Genomic DNA, 23123 nt, shown 5'->3' with positions numbered 1-23123 from the left:
GGCCGCTACCTCTTGCGGGCCAGCGTCACGCCGTCCGCCACGGTGAGAATCACGGTCTCCATACGGGAGTCCGCCGCGACGTGGTCGTTGAACGCCCTGATCGCGAGGGCCGATCCGGTCGCCGCCGGGTCGGTGACCTGGCCGCGGTACAGGACGTTGTCCGCGACGATCAGGCCGCCCGGCCGCATCCGGGGCACCAGCTCTTCCCAGTAGGCGATATAGCCGCTCTTGTCCGCGTCGAGGTAGGCAAGGTCGATGTGCGGTTCGGCCGGCATCGCCCGCAGCGTCTCCAGCGCGGGCGCGATCCGCAGTTCGACGCGGTCGCCGACACCGGCCTTCTCCCACGCCTCCCGGCCGTACGCCGTCCATTCCTCGGACACGTCGCAGGCGATCAGCGTGCCGTCCGCGGGCAGCGCCTGGGCCATGGACAGCGCCGAGAAGCCGGTGAACGTGCCCACCTCGACGACATGACGTGCCCCGATCAGCCGCACCAGGAACGCCAGCAGCGGCCCCTGTTCCTCCGCCGACTGCATCCCCGCCGCGTCGGGGAACTGCTGACGGGTGAGCTCGATGATGTCCCGCTGCGCGGCGTTCAAGGGTGGGTTGTGGGCGAGGACGTAGTCGTACATCTCCGCCGTGATCGGCGTGCTCTTGGACTCAGCCACAGGCTCTCCTCTTGATCAAGGATCGCGGTCTCGGCCGATCACCGGACGATGCGGCCGGCCGCCCCGGCGAGACTAACCGAGCCCTCACCTTCGGCAACTGCTTTCCGCCGTCTCCCTCCGCTCGCGCCTCGTGCCTCTCTTCCGGTCTCACGTCCCCGGACGGGCGGTGGCGCTCTCTGTCGTCGTCCGTGTCAGCCGGCGTGGCCCGAAGGTACGGCGCCGCGGAGGAAGGCCCGCACGATGTCCTCGCCCGCGGCGACTCCCCGCTCGTCGAGCGCCGTGACGTGGGGGGCGTGCCAGCCGGAGTCCGCCAGCTCGCCGTGTCCGGGCCGCCATCCGCGGTCCGCGGCCAGCAGCAGATCGGCGTCGAGGAGGGAATCGCCGGCCGCGAGGACCTCGGACGCCCCGGTGCGGCGTGCCACCTCCGCCACGGCCGCGCTCTTGGTCAGCGGCTTCGGCACGGCGTAGACCTTGCGGCCCTGAAGGGACACGGTCCAGCCGCGTTCGTCCGCCCAGCCGGCGAGGTCCTTCACCCAGGTGTCCGGCAGCAGCGGCCGCTCCACGACGAGGTAGGCGAAAAGATCCTCCGCGACACGTTCCTTGAGCAGCCAGGCCGGGTCGGCGGTGCGGACGAGATGCGCGCGGACCTCGTCCAGGGGCGCGCACTGCGCGGCGAGCCGCTCGGCGACGGTGCGCTGCCAGTCCGGGTCCGACTCGCCGCGTACGAGCAGATGGCCGCCGTTGGCGCAGACGGCGAACTCCGGTGCCGGGCCCGGGAGGTGGATGCGCCCGTACTGCTCGCGCGTACGGGTGGTGGCCGGGACGAACGTGGTGGCGCCGGCCAGTTCGGTGAGCAGGGCCGCGGCCGTCTCCGTCATATAGGACAGCGGCTTGCGCTCGTAGGTCTCGACGCACAGCAGCCGGGGGGCTTCGGCGTCGGGCATGGCGAGGCCCAGGGCGGCGGCCGAATAGATCAGGGTGCGGTCGAGGTCGCTGGCGACCAGAAGAGGGGCAGCGCGCAGCGCTTCCAGGGAAGGGAGGTGGGGGGCGAGGGGCCGGCCGTTCATCAGGAGGCCACCGCCTTGCCGTCGGCGCCCGTGGCCCCGCGCGTGAAGCGGGGGTGGATCAACCCGACACAGGTATAGGGCAGTCCGTCGACTTCTTCGACCGGCACACCGCGTTGTTCCGCCAGGAGGCGCACATGGTCGAGGTCGGCCCCGGCGCCCTGCCGGGCCAGGATCTTCCAGGGGACCCGGCGCAGCAGCACGCGCGTGGTCTCACCGACTCCGGGCTTCACGAGATTCACGTCGTGGATGCCGTACTCCTCGCTGATCCGCTCGACGGCCGCCCAGCCCTCCCACGTGGGTGCCCGGTCGGCGGCGGCCAGTTCCTTCGCGTCCGTGGCGACCTGCGCGGCCACCTCGTCGAAACGGGCGCTGACCGTGTCCAGGAACACGCGCGACAGATCGTCCGCGGCCAGGTCGCGGTAGAACTTCGCGCCGTGGAAGTCGTCCGGCCCCACGAGGTCGTCGCGCAGGACGGTGCGGGAGATCAGGCCGGAGACGGTGGAGTTGAGACAGGCGGACGGGATGAGGAAGTCGTCCCGGGTCCCGTAGGTCTCGACACAGCCACCGGGGTCGGCGAGCACGGCGATCCGCGGATCGAAGCCCGGGAAGTCCTCCAGGGCCTGGGCGAGTTCGCGGGTGATGGCGCCCTTTCCGGTCCAGCCGTCCACGAAGACGACATCCGCCGGATCGTGGTGGGCGGCCAGCCAGCGCAGCGCGGTGGTGTCGATGCCCCGGCCGCGGACGATCGAGGCCGCGTAGTGCGGCAGCTCCAGGCCGTGGGCGTGCAGCGCCCAGCGGCGCATCAGCACCCCGACGGGGGTACCGGCCCGGGCCAGCGACACCAGCACGGGGCGCGGGCCGCGTTCGGCGAGCACGGTCTCGGTGACGGTCCCCACCGCCCGCGCGATACGGCCGGCGGAGGTCTCCAGCGCACTGTGGAAGAGCGCCTGGTACTGCTCGCTCGGCTGGTATTCGACCGGCAGCGACTCCGCGTAGTGGGCGCCACCGCGCTGAATCGCCTCCTCGCGTTCCTCGGTCGGCGCTTCCAGGGTGACGTCGGAGAGGTCCTGCAGCAGCCAGCCGACCTCGTCGGCGGTGTAGGAGGAGAAGGCGGGGCCGCGCAGCGGCTCGGGGAGGGCCGGTGGCCGCGGGGCGTAGGAGGGGATGACGGCGAGCAGCAGCCGGTCGGTGTGCTCGGCGAGCCGGTCCAGCAGACCGTCGGTGGCGTGCAGCTCCGGCAGGTCGCCGGGCGAGTCCACGACGGCCACGATGGCGTCGAAGCCGCGCTCCGGGTGGGTGCCGGCCGCGACGTTGTAGGCGTACCGCTCCCCCGGCCCGTCGGCCGGCTCGTCGTGCGCGGGGAAGGACAGCCGGGTCCGTATCGCGTAACCGGGGTCGTCGACGGCGAGCACCGGCGATCGGGTGGTGGTCGAGAAGAAGACGCCCGGCCCCCCGGGCGTCGCGGACACGCGACCGGTCCGGGGCGCCGGGGCGCCGTCCCCGGCTTCGAGGCCGTCACCGTTCGGCGTCGGCTCGGCGCCGCTCGCCTCCCCGGCCAGGAGGGTGTCCAGGGCCTCGGCTATCCGCAGCGGCGCGTACATCAACTCCTCGCTGCCGAGGACGAGGACGCGGCGGGCGCCGTCCACATGCCCGGCGATCCGGGCGGCCATCTCCGGCAGAGCGGCCTCCAGGCGGGCGCGGTGCGCCGGCGCGAAGCCGTGCCGCCCGCCGTCCGGCAGCCCGGCGGGCCAGCCCAGGTCGACCCGCACGACATCCGCCCGCGCCTCCCGGTCCCCAGGTGCCTTCCCGTCCCCGGCAGCCTCACCGGCCTCCTGGGCGGCGACGAGTTCCTGCCCGCGGATCAAAACGTCCTCGGGCAGCCGCACGCCTCCCGCGGCAAGCGCCACGAGGTCGACGCGGGCGCCCAGGTCGGCCGCGCACTTCTCCAGACGGCTGCGGTCCGCGTCGGAGCGCATATCGACCAGGGCGACGACCACGTACCGCTCCCGCGGGAACTGCGCATGCAGCGCCCGGATCGTGTTCAGGACGGTCGTGCCGGTGGAGAACTCGTCGTCGACGAGCACCAGCGGTCCGTCGCCCGCCAGCAGGGCGCGGTCCTCCGGGAGCAGCAGATGCGAGGTGGCGTGGCTGTGTTCCTCCTCGAACCCGCCCACCTGCGCCACGCCCGCCACCGGGCGGCGGGTGGAGTGCAGATAGGGCGCGAGTGCCAGGCCGTCGGCCACCGAATGCCCCAGGCCGGTGGCGGTCTCGGCATAGCCCAGGACGACGGAGCGGGCGGCGGCCTCGTCCCCCAGCAGCGTGCGCACCCGGCGTCCCAGCCCGACACCGACGCCATGGACCACGCCCGGTCGCTGGGGCACATGCTTGCCGAGCACGTTCGACACGAGCAGATGGGCCCGCTTGGGGTTGCGGCGCAGCGCGAGCCCCAGCAGCTCCGGCAGCTCGTCCCCGCCGCTCAGCGAGACTCCGAGCCGACCGGCGACCCATTCTCCCGTCCAGACCACGCGTTCCGTCTCCTCCGTCGTACCGTTCATCTGTTTCACCGCATTCACCGCATTCACCGCACTTCAGGTCTGCGGCAGGCTCGCCGCCAGCAGCTCCACGAACCCGATGCCCTCGCGGGCCACGCCGAACGCCTCGGCGCGCAGGAGGGTCCGCTCGGCCCAGGCGCGATGCGGCTTCACCTCGTTCATCTTGTTCGTGTAGGCGGAGCGCAGTACCCCGCCGTCGCCCCGTTCGGGCCGCAGGATGTCGACCGCGTCGCTGAACTCCTCATGGCTGACGACCGAGAGGGCGTGCACGGGCGCGACGTGCGAGGGGTGGATGCAGGTCTTGCCCTGCAGACCGTTCGCGCGGTCGAGTTCGATCTCCCGCAGCAGGCCGTCCATGTCGTGCTCGATCAGGGCGGTACGCAGTTCCTCGGCGCGGCCGAGGAACGGGCTGCGGCGCAGCTGCGGCTTGAACATCCGCTCCTGCAGCCGGAAGTACTCCCACACCGGGCCGGTGACCGTGAAGCCCGTGCCGTCCGCCCGTCCGAGCACATTCACCACGTCGGCGATCACGGAGGCGACGATCTGCACGTCGTACGCCGTCATGTCGGGGGCCCGGCGCAGTCCGTAGGCGGAGCAGAAGTCCGTGACGCCGAGCCGCAGGGCGAGCACCCGCTCCCGGTACTTGTCCACGGTCCTGGCGATGCCCTGAAGGGTTTCGGCGCGGCTCTCCAGATGCAGCAGCTCCGGCGACTCCAGCACCGGCATCGCGAAGAGCCGCCGGGCGCAGTCGGCCTCGGCGGCGGTCAGCGCCTCGAGGAACGGGACGCCGCGCTCCTCGGTGAACTTCGGAAGTACAAATCCGGACAGCTTGTGCACGGCAGCGCCCATCCGGCGCACCAGATCCGGTATTTGGCCGGGCGCGCGGACGCGGATGAACAGCAGCGGAAGGTCGGCGCCCCCGGCGGCCGCCTCGTCCAGGAGACCGAGCTGCCGCACGAGGTTCTCCTCGCCGGCCTCGACATCCGCGTCGCTTATGGAGTCCTCCAGGCACAGCACCATGGACTTCACGCCGAGTGCGGCCTGTTTGGCGACATCGGCGGCGAGCCGCGGGCGGGTGGCGGGGCTGTAGAGCGTCGCGCCCAGGGCGACCGCGAGCGTGCGGGCCGGGGAGTCCGCGGAGAACTCCACCGGCTCCTGGTGGAACAGTGTCTTCCGGATGTCGGGCGCAAGGTGCCCAAAATGCCGCATACAACTCCCCGTATACATGCGGGACCCGGGCACCCCCGCTGCGTCTCGCTGTCTGGATCCAGCCGGTAATCGTACGTGTGTGGGGGCCTGGTTAGTTCCCGCGTGCGTGAAAATCACGTAACCCCCACGGGACTCCCGGGTGCCTGCCGTCGCGCCCCGGAGGCGGCTCGCGGCCCCCCGCGTTGTCGCTGCGACCTCAGGGAAGGCAGGATTACGGCATGACGCACGCGATGCTGAAAGGGTCGAACGTCCCCCTCGATGCCACGGCTGTCCGGGCCGTCCTGCGCTGGACCCCCGGCACAGGCGTCCCCGACGTCGACGCCTCGGCCCTGCTGGTGGGGCCCGAGGGGCGCGTGCACTCCGACGAGGACTTCGTCTTCTACAACCAACCGCGGCACCCCAGCGGCCTGGTGCGGCACCTGCCCAAGACCCGGCTCGAAGAGAGCCTGACCGACACCATCGAGGCGGATCTCTCGGCGCTGGACGCGTCGGTGGACCGGGTGGTGCTGGCCGCGTCGTCGGACGGTGGCGTGTTCGCGGGGGTCCCGGATCTGCGGGTCCTGCTGTACGACGCGGCGGCGAGCGACGGCGAGCCGATCGCGGTCTTCGACGTGGTGCCCGAGACGGGCGACGAGCGGGCCCTGATCTGCGGGGAGTTGTACCGGCGCGCGGACGGCTGGAAGTTCCGCGCCCTGGGGCAGGGGTACGAGACCGGTCTGGTCGGTCTGGCGACCGAGTTCGGGATCTCGGTGGACGAGAGCGAGGCGGACGGCGACGGCCCGGCGACGCCGGAGGAGGCGTCCGCACCGGCATCGGCGGCACCGAGGCCGGAGGCACCCGTCTCGGAGGCGCCGGCTTCGAAGGCTCCGCCGGCAAAAGCACCGGCACCGGCGCCCTCCGCAAGCACCCCGGCCGCCTCCGCGACCCCGCCGCCCAGCACCTGGCCCGAAGAGGCCTCGGGCCCCCCGTCCGCGGCGGACCCGCAGGCGCCCTCGGCGTCGGACCCGGACGCGGTCACCCAGCATGTGCCGGACGCCATGCCGGAGCCCTTCTCGTCCGCACCGCTGCCGTCGTCCGCCGCGCCGTCGCAGGCGCCGGGGACGCCGCCCACCAGCGGCGGCTACGGCTATCCGCAGAACGTGCCGCCGCCGCCCACGCAGCCTCCGGCCCAGCCCGCCTACGGCTACCCGGGGCCGCCGCCGCAGTACCAGCCGCAGCAGCCGCCCCCGTCGCCGTACGGCGCTCCGCAGCCGCCGCAACAGGCCCCCGCGACCTACGGCTACCCGGTGCAGCAGCCCTTCGTGCCGGACCCGTCCTTCGTGCTGCCGCCCCAGGGGCCGCAGTTCCAGCGGCGTTAGCGATCTCCGCCGACGGTCCCTGCCGACGCGGCACGGGCAGGGACCGGGGCGGGCACGCCCGCCTCACGCGTTCGTCTTGTAGCCCCGCCCCCACTGCAGCCCCCAGCCGTACAGCCGGTCGAGCTCCGCCTGGAAGCCGTAGACGTACTTCACCTCGCGGCGCACCGTCAGCTCGCCCTTGACGTTCTCCAGCATGAAGATGGCGCAGGAACGGGCCTGCGGCGCCCGCTCGTCCAGCTTGACCTCGACCCGCGGTCCGCTGCTCGGATAGAGCGTCACGACCGCATGCGTACGGTCGAACGCGGGCGTCCCGTCGTAGATGTAGACGAAGAGCAGCATGCGCTTGATCTCATCGCGGTGATCCAGGTTGATGTAGAGCGTCTCGCCGGATCCCGAGCCGAAGCGGTCGTCGCCGCTGAGCTTCACGAAGGGCGCGGCGTTGAGGTCGCCGAGGAAGTTGCCCAGCGGCTGCACCACGCCCTTGGTGCCGTCCTGGAGCTCGTACAGGCAGGCCAGGTCCAGGTCGACATTGACCACGGCCGGCCCCTGCGCCTGCACTATCTCGGGCTTGAACAGCTTGCCCGGGTGCCGCAGCAGCCCGCCCCTGCCCTGCCCGCTGCGCTCGTGCAGATCCGAGGTCCGCATCTGCCAGTGCAGATTGACCCGCAGATGCCCCGTGGCCGCCCCCTGCTTGGTCAGCGAGACGACCGGATTCCGTTTCGTCAGCTCGACGACGTACGACGCTCCGCCGCTGTCGAAGTCGAACTTCGCCGCGCCACCGCGCCGCAGATTCCCCAGGAACGACACTCTGCCCACCCCCTTGCTCGACCCCACATCACTGCGGGGCGGCCCGAGGTCCGCACCTCGCAGCCGCCCCGCAAAGAGCGTTCCTCAATCAGCGTCGCGTCACACTCCGGAGGTGACTTCCGACGGTGTTCCCGAGGTGTCCCCGGGCTTGCCCTCGCGCCGGTTGCGGATCACGGAGGAAGCGAAGGAGAGGCCGATCAGCGCGATGCCCACCAGGCCGGTGACGACCTCGGGGATCTCGTACTTGATCGTGAGGAGCAGGATGACGGCCAGCGCGCCGATCGCGTAGTGGGCGCCGTGCTCCAGGTAGACGTAGTCGTCCAGGGTTCCCTTGCGGACCAGGAAGACCGTCAGCGAACGGATGTACATCGCGCCGATGCCCAGACCCAGCGCCATCATGAAGATGTCGTTGGTGATGGCGAAGGCGCCGATGACACCGTCGAAGGAGAAGGACGCGTCGATGACCTCCAGGTAGAGGAACATGAAGAACGCGGCCTTGCCGGCCAGGCCCACGGCCGCGCCGGTGCCCTTCGTCGCGGGGGCCGCCGCACCCTCTTCGTCCTCGTCCTCGTCCTCGTCGAGCTTGTCCTCGAAGTAGCCGGAGACGCCGCCGACGACGAGATACGTGATCAGGCCCGCGACGCCGGCCAGCAGGACCGTGGCGCTCTTGTCACCGGCGCCGTGCGCGGCGTCGGTGGCCACCGTCATCGCGGTCACCAGCAGGGCGACCAGTGCGAGGATGACCGACAGCATGTCGAGTTTGCCCATCTTGGCCATGGGCTTCTCGATCCAGGACAGCCACTTGTAGTCGCGGTCCTCGAATATGAAGTCGAGGAAGATCATCAGCAGGAAGATTCCGCCGAAGGCCGCGATGGCCGGGTGCGCGCTGGTGACCAGTTCCTGGTATTGCGCCTTGTCGTTGATGGCGAGGTTGACCGCCTCGATCGGCCCCAGCTTCGCGGTGATCGCGACAATGACGACCGGGAACACCAGCCGCATGCCGAACACCGCGATGAGGATGCCGAAGGTGAGGAAGATCTTCTGCCAGAAGGCGTTCATCTTGCGCAGGATGCCCGCGTTGATGACGGCGTTGTCGAACGAGAGCGAGATCTCCAGGATGGACAGGATCCCGACAATCGCCAGCCCCTGCCACCCCCAGAGCACGCCCGCCAAGGCGAGGCCTATCACCGTGATGGCGAACGACCAGCCAAAGGTTTTCAGGAGCACTGCCTACCCAATCCCTCGCTGTATGGGGTCCCCCGCGCGCAGCGCGCGGCGCTTTACGAAACGTTGACCCCGAAGTCTAGAGCGATGCCCCGCAGACCCGACGCGTACCCCTGCCCTACCGCACGGAACTTCCATTCCCCGTTGTGGCGGTACACCTCGCCGAAGATCATTGCGGTTTCGGCGGAGGCGTCCTCGCTGAGGTCGTAGCGGGCGAGTTCGCTGCCGTCGGCCTGATTGACGATCCGGATAAAGGCATTGCTGACCTGGCCGAAGCTCTGGCCGCGCGCATCGGCCTCATGGATCGAGACCGGAAAAACGATCTTGTCGACCTGTTCGGGCACCTGCGAGAGATCGACGAGAACCGACTCGTCGTCGCCCTCCCCCTCGCCGGTGAGATTGTCCCCGGTGTGCTCGACGGAGCCCTCGGGGCTCTTGAGGTTGTTGTAGAAGACGAAGTACTCGTCTCCCAGCACCCGGCCCGACTGGCACAGCAGTGCGCTGGCGTCGAGGTCGAAGGGCGCTCCGGTCGTGGACCGCGCGTCCCAGCCGAGGCCGACCATGATCTGCGTGAGATCCGGCGCGGCCTTGGACAGGGAGACATTGCCCCCCTTGGCAAGCGTGACGCTCATCGTTCGCTTCCTCCCCTGCGTCCGTGCGGGCCGTGTCCGGCGCGGCCCGTGTCCCTCGATGCGCGTCCGGCGCCGTACGTCCCCGGACGGGGGCGTACGGCGCCGGACGCCGTCGCTCTCGGCCCGGCAGCCGCTGCGGCAGCCGCCCGGCCCCGAGGCCGACGATCAGATGGCTGATTCCCTCGGGTCCCCTCGGATCCCGTCGGATCCGTCAGGTCCCGCCGGATCAGACGTTGACGCCGAAGTCCTGCGCGATGCCGCGCAGCCCCGAGGCGTAGCCCTGGCCGATGGCTCGGAACTTCCACTCGGCGCCGTTGCGGTACAGCTCGCCGAAGACCATGGCGGTCTCGGTCGAGGCGTCCTCGCTCAGGTCGTAGCGCGCCAGCTCGTTGTTGTCGGCCTGGTTGACCACGCGGATGAAGGCGTTGCGGACCTGGCCGAAGCTCTGCTGGCGGGTCTCGGCGTCGTAGATCGACACCGGGAAAACGATCTTGGAGACCTCGGCCGGCACCGCGGCCAGGTTCACCTTGATCTGCTCGTCGTCGCCTTCGCCCTCACCGGTGATGTTGTCGCCGGTGTGCTCGACCGAACCGTCCGGGCTCTTCAGGTTGTTGAAGAACACGAAGTTCTGGTCGTTGGCCACCTTGCCCTGGTCGTTCGTCAGCAGGGCGCTGGCGTCCAGGTCGAAGTCCGTACCGGTGGTCGTGCGCGCGTCCCAGCCCAGACCGACGACGACCGCGGTCAGATTGGGGGCTTCCTTCGTCAGCGAGACGTTGCCGCCCTTGCTGAGGCTGACTCCCACGAGTCCTCCCATAGATTCGAGGGGTACGTAAAGATTGCGCCCCCATCGTGCATGGCATCGGATCAACGAATTGATCCTAGTGACCGGTTCCCACCGATTGCAGATCCCGCACCTGGATCCGTGCGGATTCGGCCGGTGGGCGCAGAGGACGCCGGCCGGGACGGGCGCGCGCCCTCAGAGGGTGTCGAGCGCCTTGGCGTACTCGTTCAGGTCGCGGGCGTCGGGCAGGCCGTTGACGACCGTCCAGCGCACCACGCCCTCCTTGTCGATGATGAACGTGCCGCGCACCGCGCAGCCCTTCTCCTCGTCGAAGACGCCGTACGCCCGCGAGGCCTCGCCGTGCGGCCAGAAGTCCGACAGCAGCGGGTACTCCAGGCCCTCCTGCTCGGCGAAGACGCGCAGCGAGAACGGGGAGTCGTTCGAGACGGCCAGCAGCTGGACGTCGTCGTTGACGAACTTCGGCAGCTCGTCACGGAGCGCGCAGAGCTCGCCGGTGCAGACACCGGTGAAGGCGAAGGGGTAGAAGAGGAGGACGACGGCCTTCTCGCCGCGGAAGTCGGAGAGCTTGACCAGCTCGCCGTGCTGGTTCTTCAGCTCGAAATCCGGAGCCTTCGTGCCGACCTCGATCGCCATGGGGTGCTTCCCTTCCGCTCACTCACAACAGGACGCGACCAACCCTACGCGCCGGGGTGCACGTCCGGGGAACCCGTCCTGAACAGGGCCGAGCCCCCTCCGGAACAGGGCGGAGGGGGCTCGGTGGCGAATGAGGGGACGTGCGGCTCAGCGCTTCCCTGCCTTGGGCGTGACCAGCCGGCTTCCGGCCCAGTCCTTGCCCGCATTGATGCTCTTGGTCTGGGACAGACCCGCGGTCTGCGCGGCCTCATTGATGTCGCTCGGCTCGACGTAGCCGTCGCGGCCGGTCTTCGGGGTCAGCAGCCAGATCTGCCCGCCCTCGTCGATCAGCCCGATGGCGTCCACCAGCGCGTCCGTGAGGTCGCCGTCCTCGTCCCGGAACCACAGCAGGACGACGTCACACACGTCGTCGTAGTCCTCGTCGACGAGATCCTGGCCGATCACGGTCTCAATGCCTTCGCGGAGATCCTGATCGACGTCGTCGTCGTAGCCGATCTCCTGGACCACCTGTCCGGGCTCGAACCCCAGCCTGGCGGCAGGGTTGGTCCGCTCCTCCGCGTGGTCCGCGGTCGCGCTCACGGATTGCCTCCTGTCATGTTTCGGAAATGCTCGGGGACCCCGCGCGTGCGCGGAGCATTGGGCGTAGTCCACACGGGCCGGGCGGATCGCGCAAGTACCCGGCGGTCCAGACCGCCGAAACGGTGACGTTCCGAGGCGTCTCGCCGCAAGCACGACCCCCGCAGGCCAGGCTGAAGTGATTCACGCCACAGCTTTCTGTGAAGTTTATCGGGTACTCGCGCGGGACTGGTCCCTTCGGGGGGCGGCAGCCGCTCCCGGACCCGCTTTCGGCGCCCGCACGTCCGTACGCGAAGCACTTTCGACATGGGCGTATGGTTGCGATTTGGCCGACGCGAGAAATCGGCCTTTTCAGCGCCATCTCTCTACGGATGGTTACCCATCGGTAGAGGTGACGTATCCCTGTGGCTCGGTACACGATGGAAGACGGCGCGACACCAAGGCAGCGACAGCATTCGTCCCGTGCACAGCATCAATAGCCTGCAGAGCACGAAACGAACCGAACACGAAGGAACAGCGTGGCTTCCGGATCCGATCGAAACCCGATCATCATTGGCGGCCTTCCCAGCCAGGTCCCGGACTTCGATCCCGAAGAGACCCAGGAGTGGCTCGACTCGCTCGACGCAGCCGTCGACGAGCGGGGCCGGGAACGTGCCCGCTACCTCATGCTCCGCCTGATCGAGCGCGCGCGAGAGAAGCGGGTGGCCGTGCCCGAGATGCGCAGCACGGACTACATCAACACCATCGCGACCAAGAACGAGCCGTTCTTCCCGGGCAACGAGGAGATCGAGCGCAAGATCCTCAACGCGACCCGGTGGAACGCCGCCGTCATGGTCTCGCGCGCCCAGCGTCCGGGCATCGGCGTCGGCGGCCACATCGCCACCTTCGCGTCCTCCGCCTCCCTCTACGACGTGGGCTTCAACCACTTCTTCCGGGGCAAGGACGAGGGCGACGGCGGCGACCAGATCTTCTTCCAGGGCCACGCCTCGCCCGGTGTCTACGCCCGTGCCTACCTCCTGGACCGACTCTCCGAGGGGCAGCTCGACGCCTTCCGCCAGGAGAAGTCCAAGGCTCCCGACGGCCTGTCCAGCTACCCGCACCCGCGGCTGATGCCGGACTTCTGGGAGTTCCCGACCGTCTCGATGGGCCTCGGCCCGCTCGGCGCGATCTACCAGGCGCGGATGAACCGCTACATGGAGGCGCGCGGCATCGCCGACACCTCCAAGTCGCACGTATGGGCCTACCTCGGCGACGGCGAGATGGACGAGCCCGAGTCGCTCGGCCAGCTGTCCATCGCCGCCCGTGAGGGCCTGGACAACCTGACCTTCGTCGTCAACTGCAACCTGCAGCGCCTCGACGGCCCGGTCCGCGGCAACGGCAAGATCATGCAGGAGCTGGAGTCGCAGTTCCGCGGCGCCGGCTGGAACGTGATCAAGCTGGTGTGGGACCGCAGCTGGGACCCGCTGCTCGCGCAGGACCGCGACGGCATCCTGGTCAACAAGCTCAACACCACCCCCGACGGCCAGTTCCAGACGTACGCCACCGAGACCGGCGCGTACATCCGCGAGCACTTCTTCGGTGACGACCACCGGCTGCGCGCCATGGTCGAGAACATGACCGACGACCAGATCCTCCACCTGGGCCGCGGCGGTCACGACCACAAGAAGATCTACGCGGCGTATGCGGCGGCCAAGGCCCACAAGGGCCAGCCGACGGTGATCCTCGCGCAGACCGTCAAGGGCTGGACGCTCGGCCCGAACTTCGAGGGCCGCAACGCGACCCACCAGATGAAGAAGCTGACGGTCGACGACCTCAAGGGCTTCCGCGACCGGCTGCACCTGCCGATCCCGGACAAGGACCTGGAGGACGGCCTGCCGCCGTACTACCACCCGGGCCGGGACTCCGAAGAGATCCAGTACATGCACGACCGCCGCAAGGGCCTGGGCGGGTACGTACCCACCCGTGTCGTGCGCGCCGAGCCGCTGCCGCTGCCGGACGACAAGGCCTACGCGGGCGCCAAGAAGGGCTCGGGACAGCAGAAGATCGCCACGACCATGGCGTTCGTCCGCATCCTGAAGGACCTCATGCGGGACAAGGAGATCGGCAAGCGCTTCGTGCCGATCGCGCCCGACGAGTACCGCACCTTCGGCATGGACGCGTTCTTCCCGTCGGCCAAGATCTACAACCCGCTGGGCCAGCAGTACGAGTCGGTCGACCGCGAACTGCTCCTCGCGTACAAGGAGTCGCCGACCGGCCAGATGCTGCACGACGGCATCACCGAGGCGGGCTGCACGGCCTCGCTGATCGCCGCGGGCTCCGCCTATGCGACGCACGGCGAGCCGCTGATCCCGGTCTACGTCTTCTACTCGATGTTCGGCTTCCAGCGCACCGGCGACCAGTTCTGGCAGATGGCCGACCAGCTTGCGCGGGGCTTCGTGCTCGGCGCGACCGCGGGCCGGACGACGCTGACCGGTGAGGGCCTGCAGCATGCCGACGGCCACTCCCAGCTGCTGGCCTCGACCAACCCGGCCTGTGTCGCCTACGACCCGGCCTACGGCTACGAGATCGCGCACATCGTCAAGGACGGTCTGCGGAGGATGTACGGGGAGAACTCCGAGGACATCTTCTACTACCTGACCGTCTACAACGAGCCGATCCAGCACCCGGCGGAGCCGTCCGACGCGGACGTCGAGGGCATCCTCAAGGGCCTGCACCGCATCAAGGCGGGCGAGAAGGGCGAGCACGCGGCCCAGATCCTCGCCTCGGGTGTCGCGGTGCCGTGGGCGATCGAGGCCCAGCAGATCCTCGCGGACGACTGGAACGTCAAGGCCGACGTCTGGTCGGCGACCTCCTGGAACGAGCTGCGCCGCGACGCGGTGGAGATCGAGGAGCACAACCTTCTGCACCCGGAGGAGGAGCAGCGCGTCCCGTACGTGACGCAGAAGCTCCAGGGTGCCGAGGGTCCGACGGTCGCCGTCTCGGACTGGATGCGGGCGGTTCCCGACCAGATCGCGCGCTGGGTTCCCGGCACGTACCAGTCGCTGGGTGCCGACGGCTTCGGCTTCGCGGACACCCGTGGCGCGGCCCGTCGCTTCTTCCACATCGACGCGCAGTCCATCGTCCTTGGCGTGCTCACCGAGCTCGCCAAGGAGGGCAAGGTCGACCGGTCGCTGCTGAAGCAGGCGATCGACCGCTACCAGCTCCTGGACGTCACGGCCGCCGAGGCCGGGGAGGCCGGCGGCGACGCCTGACCTCTTCGCGGCCGACGGCCGCACCGCTTCCGCCGCGCCCCCCGACCAGCGTTCTCCGCCGGCCGGGGGGCGCTGTGGTGCGGGCGCGGGGTACCGGTGCGCAGGGCGGGTGCGGGGGCGTGGCCGGGTCAGCGTTCCCACACCTTGAACGCCCTTACCCGGTACGGGGATCGGGGCACCCAGCTGCCGCCGCCCGGATAGGTGTCGAACTCGGCGGTCTCGGCGCACTCCGCGCTCTGGTAGGTGGTGACCGGCCGGCCGGTCCGGTTGGCGAGTGCGGCGGCGGTGGTCCCCTTGGGCAGCGGGGTACAGCTCTCGATGTCGGTGTCCGACAGCTCGTAGGTCCGGCGGGTGCCGCCGAAGTCCGCCTTCGGCCAGAGGCACAGCGCTCCCGCCGCGCAGGGGCCCGGGGCCGCACCGGCCCGGCCGCCGGGGGCCGCGTGCGCGGCCGGGCCGCCGAGGGCGGGCGGGACGGCGAGGGCCGCGGTGAGCGCGGCGAGGCCGGTGAGGAGCGCGGTGGTACGGGACGTGTGCGGGCGCAGGCGCATAGGAATCTCTCCCCCGTGGAGTACGACGATGGCGTCCCGCCGTGGGCGGGTCGCCCGCGGTGGGTGCTGCGTGTCGAGCTTCGCGAGGGCGCGGCGCGGTTGCCAAGGCCGTGGCGGCACGGCCACCCGGATCAGGTATGTGGACGGACGGAGAGGCCCGGAGCGGGGCGCCGGTGCACGGCGTTGACGGGGGAGGCGCCGGCGGGGCGTGGTGCGGAAACCGTTCGCCCCATGGCCTGCCGGGGGCGGGGAGGCAGCTGACGCCCCGGAGGAGGCCGGTGCCCGGTTCGGTTCCCCGGTCGGCTCATCCGGATGAGGGATTCGGCCCTCCGGCAGGGGCCAACTCCCGTCGGCCGTACGGCGGGAGGGGCCGGGCGCGGGCCGGGCCGGCCGGTTGACGCCCGCCGTTGACGACAGCACGCGGGCGGCACATGGGCACCACGCAACGGCGCGCGGCAGGGCGAGGACGAGCCTCGCGCCTGCCGCGCGCCGGGAGCCTGGGTCCCGAGCCGGTGACCGGGGGCCAGGGACCGGGATCAGATGTGGCCGACGCCCGCGCCCGCCTCGGCGTTCGCGCCACGCTTGGTGAAGACGGCGACGACGGCGGCGACGACCGCCACGCCGCAGGCGACGGTGAAGGCCAGGCCCATGCCGGACACGAAGGTGTCGTGCGCGACGGAAACGATCTTCTGGGCGAACGCCGGCGGGGTGCCCTTCGGGACCGGGGCGATACCGGCCGAGACCGCGTCGGACAGCTGGGACGCCTGCCCGGGCGGGACCGGCGGGAGGCCGGCCGACTTCCAGTTGCCCGGGAGCTCGTTGTCGACGCGGGAGGCCATCACCGCGCCGAGCACGGCCGTGCCGAGGCTGCCGCCGACCTGCATCGCGGCCTGCTGGAGGCCGCCGGCGACGCCGGAGAGCTCCAGCGGGGCGTTGCCGACGATGACCTCGGTGGCGCCGACCATGACGGGCGCGAGGCCCAGGCCGAGCAGCGCGAACCACAGGGACATCGGGCCGGTGGTGCTGTCCGTGTCGAGCCCGGACATGCCGTACATGGCGACGGCGGTGAGGACCATGCCGCCGACCAGCGGGATGCGCGGGCCGAACTTGGTGATCAGGGCCCCGGCGAGCGGCGAGCCGACGATCATCATGCCCGTGAGCGGAAGGAGGTGCAGACCGCTGTCGACGGGGGTCATGCCATGGACGTTCTGGAGGTAGAACGTCACGAAGAACAGGCCGCCCATGAAGGCGAAGGCCATCAGCACCATCAGGACCGTGCCGGCGGTCAGCGGCAGGGAGCGGAACATCCGCAGCGGGATGAGCGGTTCGCGGACCTTGGTCTCCAGGACGGCGAACAGCGCGAAGAGGACCACGGCGCCGATCAGGAAGCCCAGGGTCTTCTGATCGCCCCAGCCCCAGGCCGACGCCTTGATCAGCGGCCAGATCAGGCAGAACATCGCGCTGGAGAGCAGCACGATGCCCGGGATGTCGAACGAGCGCGGGGCGTTCACCGCACGGTGGTCCTTGAGGATCACCAGGCCGAGGACCAGGGCCAGCACGCCGACCGGGACGTTGATGAAGAACACGGACTGCCAGTTGACGTGCTCCACCAGCAGTCCGCCGACTATCGGGCCGCCGGCGGTGGAGGCGCCGATGACCATGCCCCAGATGCCGATCGCCATGTTGAGCTTCTCGGCCGGGAAGGTGGCGCGCAGCAGGCCCAGCGCGGCCGGCATCAGCAGCGCGCCGAACAGACCCTGCAGCACGCGGAAGGTGATGACCAGCGCGACCTCGTGGGAGAAGCCGATGGCGCCGGAGGCGGCGGCGAAGCCGAGGATGCCGATGAGGAAGGTCTGGCGGTGGCCGAAGCGGTCACCGAGCTTGCCGGCGGTGATCAGCGAGACGGCCAGCGCGAGCATGTAGCCGTTGGTGATCCACTGCACGTCGGCGAGCGAGGCGCCGAGGTCTTCCTTGATGGCCGGGTTGGCGATGGCGACGATCGTGCCGTCCAGGGCGACCATCATCACGCCGATGGCGACGGAGAAGAGAGTCAGCCACGGATGGCCGCGCAGCCCCTTGGGGGCCTGTGGTGCGGGAAGGTCCGGCGCTGCGACGGCAACCGGGGTCTGGGAACTCATACGACGAGGCTAATGTCAGCCACTGACAGTTGACAAAGCATTTCATGAGTCGGTAACTGTCATCTCGCTCACAGGTAACCTGAGCAGCGAGAACACCAGGGAAAGGCGGCTCAGGATGGCGACCCCGATGCCGCATGCGGCACCCACGGGCCTGCGCGAACGCAAGAAGCAGCGCACCCGCGACGCCCTGATCCGCGCGGCGCTCGAACTCTTCACCGAGCAGGGGTACGAGGCGACGACGATCGACGAGATCGCGGAGGCGGTGGACGTCTCCCAGCGGACGTACTTCCGCTACTTCGCCAACAAGGAGGACGTCGCCTTCGCCGTCCAGACGATGGTCGAGGCCCGCTTCCTCGACGAGCTGCTCGCGCGGCCCGCGACGGAGGCGCCGCTGACCGCCCTGCGCAGCGCCGTGATGGTGGCCTGGGACGACATCGGCAGCGCCATCGAGTCGGTGATCCCGGTGGAGCTGCACATGCGCTCGTACCGGATGATCGAGTCGACGCCCGCGCTGGTCGCCGCGCATCTGCGGCGCTCCTCCGAGCTGGAGGAGGAGATCGCGCGGCTGATCGCCCGGCGCGAGGGGCTGGACGTCGACACCGATCCGCGGCCGCGGGTGCTGGTCGCCGCGTTCAGCGGGGTGATGCGGGTGGCCGGCAAGGTGTGGGGCGAGGGACAGGACTGCACCGTGGCCTCCATCCGGGAGCTGACCCGGTCCTATCTGGACCACATCGGGCCGGCGATGGACGACGACTGGCGGACGGGCCGGGAGCGGCCCGCGGCGACCTCCGCCACCCCCTACTCCCTGTAACGGCCATCCATCTTTGCGCGAGGGCTCCGGCCCCCTCATGAGTTCGCGTATGCACGACTGAGCACCGAAAACGGACGACACGTGTCCGGTTTGGTCGAAATACCCACCGTGAAACGTGATCTCACTCACGGTCACAGCGAGCATGCTGCCGCGTCTCCTAGGGTGGCCCGCGGTGACTTCTTTCCCGGGCCTCGCCCCCTCCTCCGGCTTTCTGCAGTCCTCCGTCTGGCGCGCCGCGCTCGCCCTGGCGGTGGTGTTCGTGATGCTTGCGCTGACCGGCTGGACCGCCGTCAGAGGTACCAAGGAAGACGCCAACCCGCTGGCCACCGCCAGGACCGCCTGGCAGCACGCCACCTTCCACGGCCGCCCGCTGCCCGACCCCAAGGGTCCGCCGGCCACGCTCCGGGCCTTCTTCGGCAAGCTCACCGGCGGCGACAAACAGCGGCTCGCCCGCCGCTATCCGCTGGTCGTGGGCAATATGAACGGCGCCCCCGTGCGGCTGCGCTACCGTGCCAACCGGATGGCGCTCGACGACGCCCGCGCCGTCGAGAAGCAGCGGATGGGCGACCGCCGGCTCACCCCCGTCGGCCGCCAGGAGGCGGGCCGGCTGATGCACCGCTTCGCCTCGATGATGAGTCCCGCCCGGCAGATCCTCGCCTTCGACCCGGCCGGTGACGGCCGGGCCGCCGAGGTCTTCGGCAACCTCCCGGCGGCCCAGCGGGTCTCGGTCGTGGTGCCCGGTGTGGACACCAACCTGTCGACCTTCGAGCGCACCGCGCGGGCCACCAGCGCCCCCGTCGGCATGGCGCGGTCCCTCTACAGCGCCGAGCGCGAGGCCCGTCCCGGCACCCGTACCGCCGTGATCGCCTGGGCCGACTACACCTCCCCGGCCGGGATGGGCGTCGAGGCCGCCACCGGGAAGCTGGCCGCGGACGGCGCGGTCCGGCTGCGCGCCCTGGTGGACGCGCTGCCCTCCTCCGACACCGTCTCGCTGTTCTGCCACAGCTACGGGTCCGTGGTGTGCGGGCTCGCGGCCCGCACCCTGCCGTCCAACGTCGAGGACATCGCCGTGGCCGGCAGCCCCGGCATGCGGGCCGGCAGTCTCGCCGGGCTGGGCACCCGCGCCCGCGTCTGGGCCATGCGGGACGCCGACGACTGGATCGCGGACGTGCCCTACCTGGAGGTCGGGGGGCTCGGCCACGGCGCCGATCCCGTCGATCCGTCCTTCGGCTCACGGGTCCTGTCGGCCGACGGCGCCGTCGGGCACGCCGGCTACTTCGCGCCCGGCACCCGCAGCCTGCGCAACTTCGCCCTCGTCGGCGTCGGCGCGACCAGCACGGTCTCCTGCGCCTCCGACGACCCGCACTGCAGCTCGGACCTGGCCTGAGGGCCGCCGGGCCGTACGACCGGTGCCGCAGGCACGGCCCGGCGCCCGGGGACGGGCCGTGCCTGCGGGAACCGCACCCGGCACCGGCGACGTCCACCAGGCAGGGAACACAGCGGGTGACCGGGGTGACGCGCGTAGCTCCGGCAGCCGCCCCCGAGGTGTCCGGAAGGGGGACGGGCGGGCAACCGCCCGCATACGATGAGCCGCATGGGTGATGTGCTGGCCGGTTTTCATGCCGTCTGGGAGTTCGACACGGACTCCGTACTCATCCGCTTCGAACGGGGGATCCGCAAGCCGAAGCTGTTCCAGGCGCTCGGCGAGCGACGCATTCCGTACGAGGCGCTGAGCTCCGTCGAGGTGAGCGGGGGCAGACGCGGCACGGTGGTGCTGCACGCCGTGCCCCGGCCCGGCGCCGACCCCCTGATGGAGGCGGCGGACGGACAGCTCAAGGAGGACGCCGATCCGTACCGGCTGGTGCTCCCGGCCGAGCGCGAGACGCTGGCCGAGTACTACGCCGACGAGCTGCGCGCGGTGCTCGGCCCCGACGCGAAGGAGCCCGCCGACCGCCACCTGGTGGCCGCGCCGGAGCCTCCGCTGCACTTCAAGGCGTACGACGGGAAGGCGTCCTTCGACGGCCGGTCGGTCGCCTTCCGGTGGTTTTGGACGGGCGCGTCCTCGGCGAAGTGGAAGTGCGGGGACCAGACCTTCCCGGTCGGCGAGCTGGCCGGGGTCGAGTGGCGGTCCCCGGAGATCCTCAACGGCTATCTGCGGCTGCTGGAGCGCGGCGCGCGCGAGCCGGGGGCGGGCGAGGCGGACCAGGATCCGGCCGCAGTGGTCTTCGGGCTGGGGTACGGCCCGGTGCACGAGTCGCTGCCGTTCGCGGCCGCCGTGCTGCAGGCCGTACGCGCCGCCGACCCGGCGCAGGACCCGGCGGAGGGCGAACCGCGGCGCCGGACCGGGGATGCGCGCCGGGACCCCGCCGACATCGCGGACCGGATACGGCACCTCGGCGAGCTGCACGGGGCGGGCCTGCTGACCGACGACGAATTCAGCACGAAGAAGGCCGAGTTGCTCGCGGAGCTCTAGGCCGCCTGGTCCGGGGGACTCCAGGGCCCCGGCGGCCCCGGGGGTCCGTGCGGGCCGGGTGAGGGCACGGCGGCGGCCGGGGGCTCATACCGTGGTAGGGGGTGGAAGTCCGGACCCTGGTATGACGTCACGGCCGCGGCGGTCCGCTTGGATGGAGTCGCGATGACCGGACCCTCTTCCCACCCCGCGCACGAACCGACCCGTCGGCGGGTGCTGCGCGCCGTACGGCAGGCACTGCACCTCCTCGCCGTCGAGCTCGGCACGCCGACCGAACCCGGCACCCCGCTCTTCGGCAGCGTCCGGAGCGCCTGGCTGCGCCGGCTGCCGTACCTGGTCGCGTTCGCGTTCGCGGTGTCCCTGCTGCCGACGACCATCACCCTCCTCAGCCACGACTACGGCCTGGACGGCGGACTGTCCGGCGCGCTGGCCACCGCGCAGGTCGCGCCGCTGCTGCTCGCGGTGACCCGGCCGCTGCAGGCCTGGTGGGTGATCTTCACGGCGGACATCTTCGGCGCCCTGGCGCTCATCCACGCGTCCGGCATCGAAGGCCGCTCCTGGCCCTGGCCGCCCACCGCGATCGTCGGCTATCTCGCACTGATGGTGGCGCTGTCGCTGCGCGAGCGCGGCCGCACCCTGATCGCCGTCTGGCTGACGACCGGCCTGGCGGGCATCCTCTTCGAACCGTGGACCCCGGACGGGAGCACGGGCACCTGGGTGCTGCTGTTCGTCCTCACCGGAGTGGTGCTGATGATGGGCGCCACGCTGCGGGAACGCGGCGACGCCCGGCGGAAGTTGATCGAGCAGGAGACCATCAGCGAGGCCGAGCGGGCCCGCCGGACGCTGCTGGAGGAGCGCACCCGCATCGCCCGTGAGCTGCACGACGTCGTCGCCCACCACATGTCGGTGATCACGGTCCAGGCCGACAGCGCCCCGTACCGCATCAGCGGGATGCCCCGGGAGGCCGAGGAGGAGTTCGGGTCGATCGCGGCGACCGCCCGGGAGTCGCTGGCGGAGATGCGGCGGCTGCTCGGGGTGCTGCGCAGCGAGGAGGCGGAGCGGCACGGCGGCCCGGCGAAGACCCCGCAGCCCGGTATCGGCATGCTGCCGAAGCTGGTCGAGGGGACCGTACGGGCCGGTGTGCCGGTGGAGTTGTCACTGGCGGCGGACTCCGCGCCGCTGGAGCCGGCGGTGGATCTGTCGGCGTACCGCATCGTGCAGGAGGCGCTGGCCAACGTCGTACGGCATGCCCCGGGCGCACGGACCCGGGTGTCGGTGACGACGGCCGCGGAGGGCTCCCTGCTGACGGTGCTGGTCGTCAACTCCCCGCCGCCGGCGCCGTCCGCGCCGCTGGAGCCCTCCGGCACCGGCCACGGCCTGATCGGCATGCGGGAGCGGGTGCGGCTGGTGGACGGCGCGCTCGACACCGGACCGCTCCCCGACGGCGGCTTCCGGGTCGCCGCCCAGCTTCCCCTCTCCCCGCCGCCCGACCCGGCAACTCCCCTTTCACCGAAGGACTCCGACTCCGTATGACCACCCGCGTGATCATCGTCGACGACCAGGCCATGGTGCGCGCGGGCTTCGCCGCCCTGCTCGCCGCGCAGAGCGACATCGATGTGGTGGGCGATGCGCCGGACGGGGTCCAGGGCGTGCAGCTGAGCCGCCGCACGCACCCCGATGTGGTGCTGATGGATGTCCGGATGCCGGAGATGGACGGCCTGGAGGCGGCCCGGCAGCTGCTCGATCCGCCCGCCGGTGTGCTGCACCGGCCGAAGGTGCTGATGCTGACCACCTTCGACGTCGACGACTACGTCTACGAGGCGCTGCGCGCGGGCGCGTCCGGGTTCCTGCTCAAGGACGCGCCGCCGGGCGATCTGATCGCCGCGGTCCGGGTCGTGGCGGCCGGGGAGGCGCTGCTCGCCCCGTCCGTGACCCGGCGGCTGATAGCCGATTTCGCCCGGCGGTGGCCGGCGCCCCGCAAGAACCGGGCCGCGCTCGGGCTGAAGGGCCTCACCCCGCGGGAGACCGAGGTCCTGGAGCTGGTCGCCCGCGGCCTGTCGAACCAGGAGATCGCCGAGGCGCTGATCGTCGCCGAGCAGACCGTGAAGACCCATGTCAGCCGGGTGCTGGCCAAGTTGGCGCTGCGCGACCGCGCGCAGGCCGTGATCTTCGCGTACGAGTCGGGGCTGGTCGCGCCCGGGGAGCAGTAGCGGCCGCGGGCGCCGGCCCCGCGGCCGGCGCCCCAGCCCGACGCCGGGCTCTCCTCCTGGAGAACGAGAGAGCCCCCTCCCCCCTACCGGGGTAGCACCCGGCAGTTGGCTCCGCGGTGTGACGCTGCGTCATACGCCCTCTTCCTACGTTTCCCTCCGCCACACCAACG

19 protein-coding genes are annotated in these 23123 nt (G+C 71.0%); 7 read left to right on the top strand and 12 right to left on the bottom strand.

All coding sequences use genetic code 11. The features are described 5' to 3' along the window. Positions 1-5: 5 nt before the first annotated feature. From AB0411_RS32795 to AB0411_RS32780, 4 genes are all read right to left on the bottom strand, one after another. Positions 6-629, bottom strand: coding sequence for an O-methyltransferase (locus AB0411_RS32795; RefSeq protein ID WP_366420961.1), 624 nt, complete (start codon positions 627-629; stop codon positions 6-8). Between the two features lie 227 nt (positions 630-856). Then, the gene (locus tag AB0411_RS32790) at positions 857-1732 is read right to left on the bottom strand and encodes an HAD family hydrolase (protein ID WP_437044142.1); all 876 of its coding nucleotides are present in this window, start codon (positions 1730-1732) and stop codon (positions 857-859) included. After that, on the bottom strand, positions 1732-4287 hold the full coding sequence (locus tag AB0411_RS32785; protein WP_366420917.1) for a phosphoribosyltransferase: 2556 nt from the start codon (positions 4285-4287) through the stop codon (positions 1732-1734). Before AB0411_RS32785 ends, AB0411_RS32790 begins: the two co-directional genes overlap by 1 nt. Before the next feature lie 33 nt (positions 4288-4320). Then, positions 4321-5493 (bottom strand): HpcH/HpaI aldolase/citrate lyase family protein, encoded by a 1173-nt coding sequence (locus AB0411_RS32780; protein WP_366420916.1) that lies wholly within the window; start codon positions 5491-5493, stop codon positions 4321-4323. Positions 5494-5711: 218 nt separating this feature from the next. Between AB0411_RS32780 and AB0411_RS32775 the strand changes: the two genes are divergently transcribed. Continuing rightward, positions 5712-6851, top strand: a complete 1140-nt coding sequence (locus tag AB0411_RS32775) for a TerD family protein (RefSeq protein WP_366420915.1) — start codon at positions 5712-5714, stop codon at positions 6849-6851. A 63-nt stretch (positions 6852-6914) separates the two neighbouring features. Here AB0411_RS32775 and AB0411_RS32770 read toward each other — a convergent pair whose 3' ends face one another. From AB0411_RS32770 to AB0411_RS32745, 6 genes are all read right to left on the bottom strand, one after another. Continuing rightward, positions 6915-7658: a TerD family protein gene (locus tag AB0411_RS32770; RefSeq protein WP_366420914.1), complete on the bottom strand. Its 744-nt coding sequence runs from the start codon at positions 7656-7658 to the stop codon at positions 6915-6917. Between the two features lie 99 nt (positions 7659-7757). Continuing rightward, the gene (locus AB0411_RS32765; protein ID WP_366420913.1) at positions 7758-8885 is read right to left on the bottom strand and encodes a DUF475 domain-containing protein; all 1128 of its coding nucleotides are present in this window, start codon (positions 8883-8885) and stop codon (positions 7758-7760) included. A gap of 53 nt (positions 8886-8938) precedes the next feature. Further along, positions 8939-9514: a TerD family protein gene (locus AB0411_RS32760; protein ID WP_366420912.1), complete on the bottom strand. Its 576-nt coding sequence runs from the start codon at positions 9512-9514 to the stop codon at positions 8939-8941. Between the two features lie 226 nt (positions 9515-9740). After that, a complete protein-coding gene (locus tag AB0411_RS32755) occupies positions 9741-10316 on the bottom strand; it encodes a TerD family protein (RefSeq protein WP_328387028.1) in 576 nt (191 codons plus the stop codon). Positions 10317-10490: 174 nt separating this feature from the next. Next, positions 10491-10949 (bottom strand): peroxiredoxin, encoded by a 459-nt coding sequence (locus AB0411_RS32750; RefSeq protein WP_030081426.1) that lies wholly within the window; start codon positions 10947-10949, stop codon positions 10491-10493. A gap of 147 nt (positions 10950-11096) precedes the next feature. After that, a complete protein-coding gene (locus AB0411_RS32745) occupies positions 11097-11528 on the bottom strand; it encodes a DUF3052 domain-containing protein (RefSeq protein WP_030081424.1) in 432 nt (143 codons plus the stop codon). A 515-nt stretch (positions 11529-12043) separates the two neighbouring features. On the opposite strand from AB0411_RS32745, the gene aceE reads away from it, so the two are divergent. Next, positions 12044-14776, top strand: coding sequence for a pyruvate dehydrogenase (acetyl-transferring), homodimeric type (gene aceE / locus AB0411_RS32740; protein WP_366420911.1), 2733 nt, complete (start codon positions 12044-12046; stop codon positions 14774-14776). A 128-nt stretch (positions 14777-14904) separates the two neighbouring features. Here the strand turns inward: aceE and AB0411_RS32735 are convergent, their stop codons facing one another. Together AB0411_RS32735 and AB0411_RS32730 are read right to left on the bottom strand one after the other, a co-directional pair. Continuing rightward, entirely contained in the window at positions 14905-15324 is a 420-nt protein-coding gene (locus tag AB0411_RS32735) for a peptidase inhibitor family I36 protein (RefSeq protein WP_366420910.1), read from the bottom strand. 536 nt (positions 15325-15860) lie between these two features. Next, complete coding sequence (locus tag AB0411_RS32730; RefSeq protein ID WP_403152106.1) at positions 15861-17348, bottom strand: MFS transporter; 1488 nt, start codon at positions 17346-17348, stop codon at positions 15861-15863. Positions 17349-17577: 229 nt separating this feature from the next. Between AB0411_RS32730 and AB0411_RS32725 the strand changes: the two genes are divergently transcribed. From AB0411_RS32725 to AB0411_RS32705, 5 genes are all read left to right on the top strand, one after another. Beyond that, positions 17578-18273 carry a TetR/AcrR family transcriptional regulator gene (locus AB0411_RS32725; protein WP_366420908.1) on the top strand — a complete coding sequence of 232 codons (696 nt, stop codon included), beginning with the start codon at positions 17578-17580 and terminating at the stop codon, positions 18271-18273. A gap of 172 nt (positions 18274-18445) precedes the next feature. Continuing rightward, positions 18446-19660 carry an alpha/beta hydrolase gene (locus AB0411_RS32720; protein ID WP_366420907.1) on the top strand — a complete coding sequence of 405 codons (1215 nt, stop codon included), beginning with the start codon at positions 18446-18448 and terminating at the stop codon, positions 19658-19660. Positions 19661-19867: 207 nt separating this feature from the next. After that, positions 19868-20746: a DUF4429 domain-containing protein gene (locus AB0411_RS32715; RefSeq protein ID WP_366420906.1), complete on the top strand. Its 879-nt coding sequence runs from the start codon at positions 19868-19870 to the stop codon at positions 20744-20746. 162 nt (positions 20747-20908) lie between these two features. Continuing rightward, positions 20909-22276, top strand: a complete 1368-nt coding sequence (locus AB0411_RS32710; protein ID WP_366420905.1) for a sensor histidine kinase — start codon at positions 20909-20911, stop codon at positions 22274-22276. Continuing rightward, positions 22273-22953 (top strand): response regulator transcription factor, encoded by a 681-nt coding sequence (locus AB0411_RS32705; protein ID WP_366420904.1) that lies wholly within the window; start codon positions 22273-22275, stop codon positions 22951-22953. Before AB0411_RS32710 ends, AB0411_RS32705 begins: the two co-directional genes overlap by 4 nt. Positions 22954-23123 lie beyond the last annotated feature (170 nt).

This window comes from Streptomyces angustmyceticus (assembly GCF_040701845.1).
Classification (GTDB): domain Bacteria; phylum Actinomycetota; class Actinomycetes; order Streptomycetales; family Streptomycetaceae; genus Streptomyces; species Streptomyces angustmyceticus_A.
The sequence above is the reverse complement of the archived record's forward strand: the minus strand, read 5'-3'. Positions and strand labels throughout refer to the sequence as shown.

Excerpts from the sequence above, each read along its gene's own strand:
- AB0411_RS32795 (WP_366420961.1), bottom strand. The coding sequence starts at position 629 with ATGTACGACTACGTCCTCGCCCACAACCCACCCTTGAACGCCGCGCAG.
- AB0411_RS32790 (WP_437044142.1), bottom strand. The coding sequence starts at position 1,732 with ATGAACGGCCGGCCCCTCGCCCCCCACCTCCCTTCCCTGGAAGCGCTG.
- AB0411_RS32785 (WP_366420917.1), bottom strand. The coding sequence starts at position 4,287 with ATGAACGGTACGACGGAGGAGACGGAACGCGTGGTCTGGACGGGAGAA.
- AB0411_RS32780 (WP_366420916.1), bottom strand. The coding sequence starts at position 5,493 with ATGCGGCATTTTGGGCACCTTGCGCCCGACATCCGGAAGACACTGTTC.
- AB0411_RS32775 (WP_366420915.1), top strand. The coding sequence starts at position 5,712 with ATGACGCACGCGATGCTGAAAGGGTCGAACGTCCCCCTCGATGCCACG.
- AB0411_RS32760 (WP_366420912.1), bottom strand. The coding sequence starts at position 9,514 with ATGAGCGTCACGCTTGCCAAGGGGGGCAATGTCTCCCTGTCCAAGGCC.
- AB0411_RS32750 (WP_030081426.1), bottom strand. The coding sequence starts at position 10,949 with ATGGCGATCGAGGTCGGCACGAAGGCTCCGGATTTCGAGCTGAAGAAC.
- AB0411_RS32735 (WP_366420910.1), bottom strand. The coding sequence starts at position 15,324 with ATGCGCCTGCGCCCGCACACGTCCCGTACCACCGCGCTCCTCACCGGC.
- AB0411_RS32730 (WP_403152106.1), bottom strand. The coding sequence starts at position 17,348 with ATGATGGTCGCCCTGGACGGCACGATCGTCGCCATCGCCAACCCGGCC.
- AB0411_RS32725 (WP_366420908.1), top strand. The coding sequence starts at position 17,578 with ATGGCGACCCCGATGCCGCATGCGGCACCCACGGGCCTGCGCGAACGC.
- AB0411_RS32715 (WP_366420906.1), top strand. The coding sequence starts at position 19,868 with ATGGGTGATGTGCTGGCCGGTTTTCATGCCGTCTGGGAGTTCGACACG.
- AB0411_RS32710 (WP_366420905.1), top strand. The coding sequence starts at position 20,909 with ATGACCGGACCCTCTTCCCACCCCGCGCACGAACCGACCCGTCGGCGG.
- AB0411_RS32705 (WP_366420904.1), top strand. The coding sequence starts at position 22,273 with ATGACCACCCGCGTGATCATCGTCGACGACCAGGCCATGGTGCGCGCG.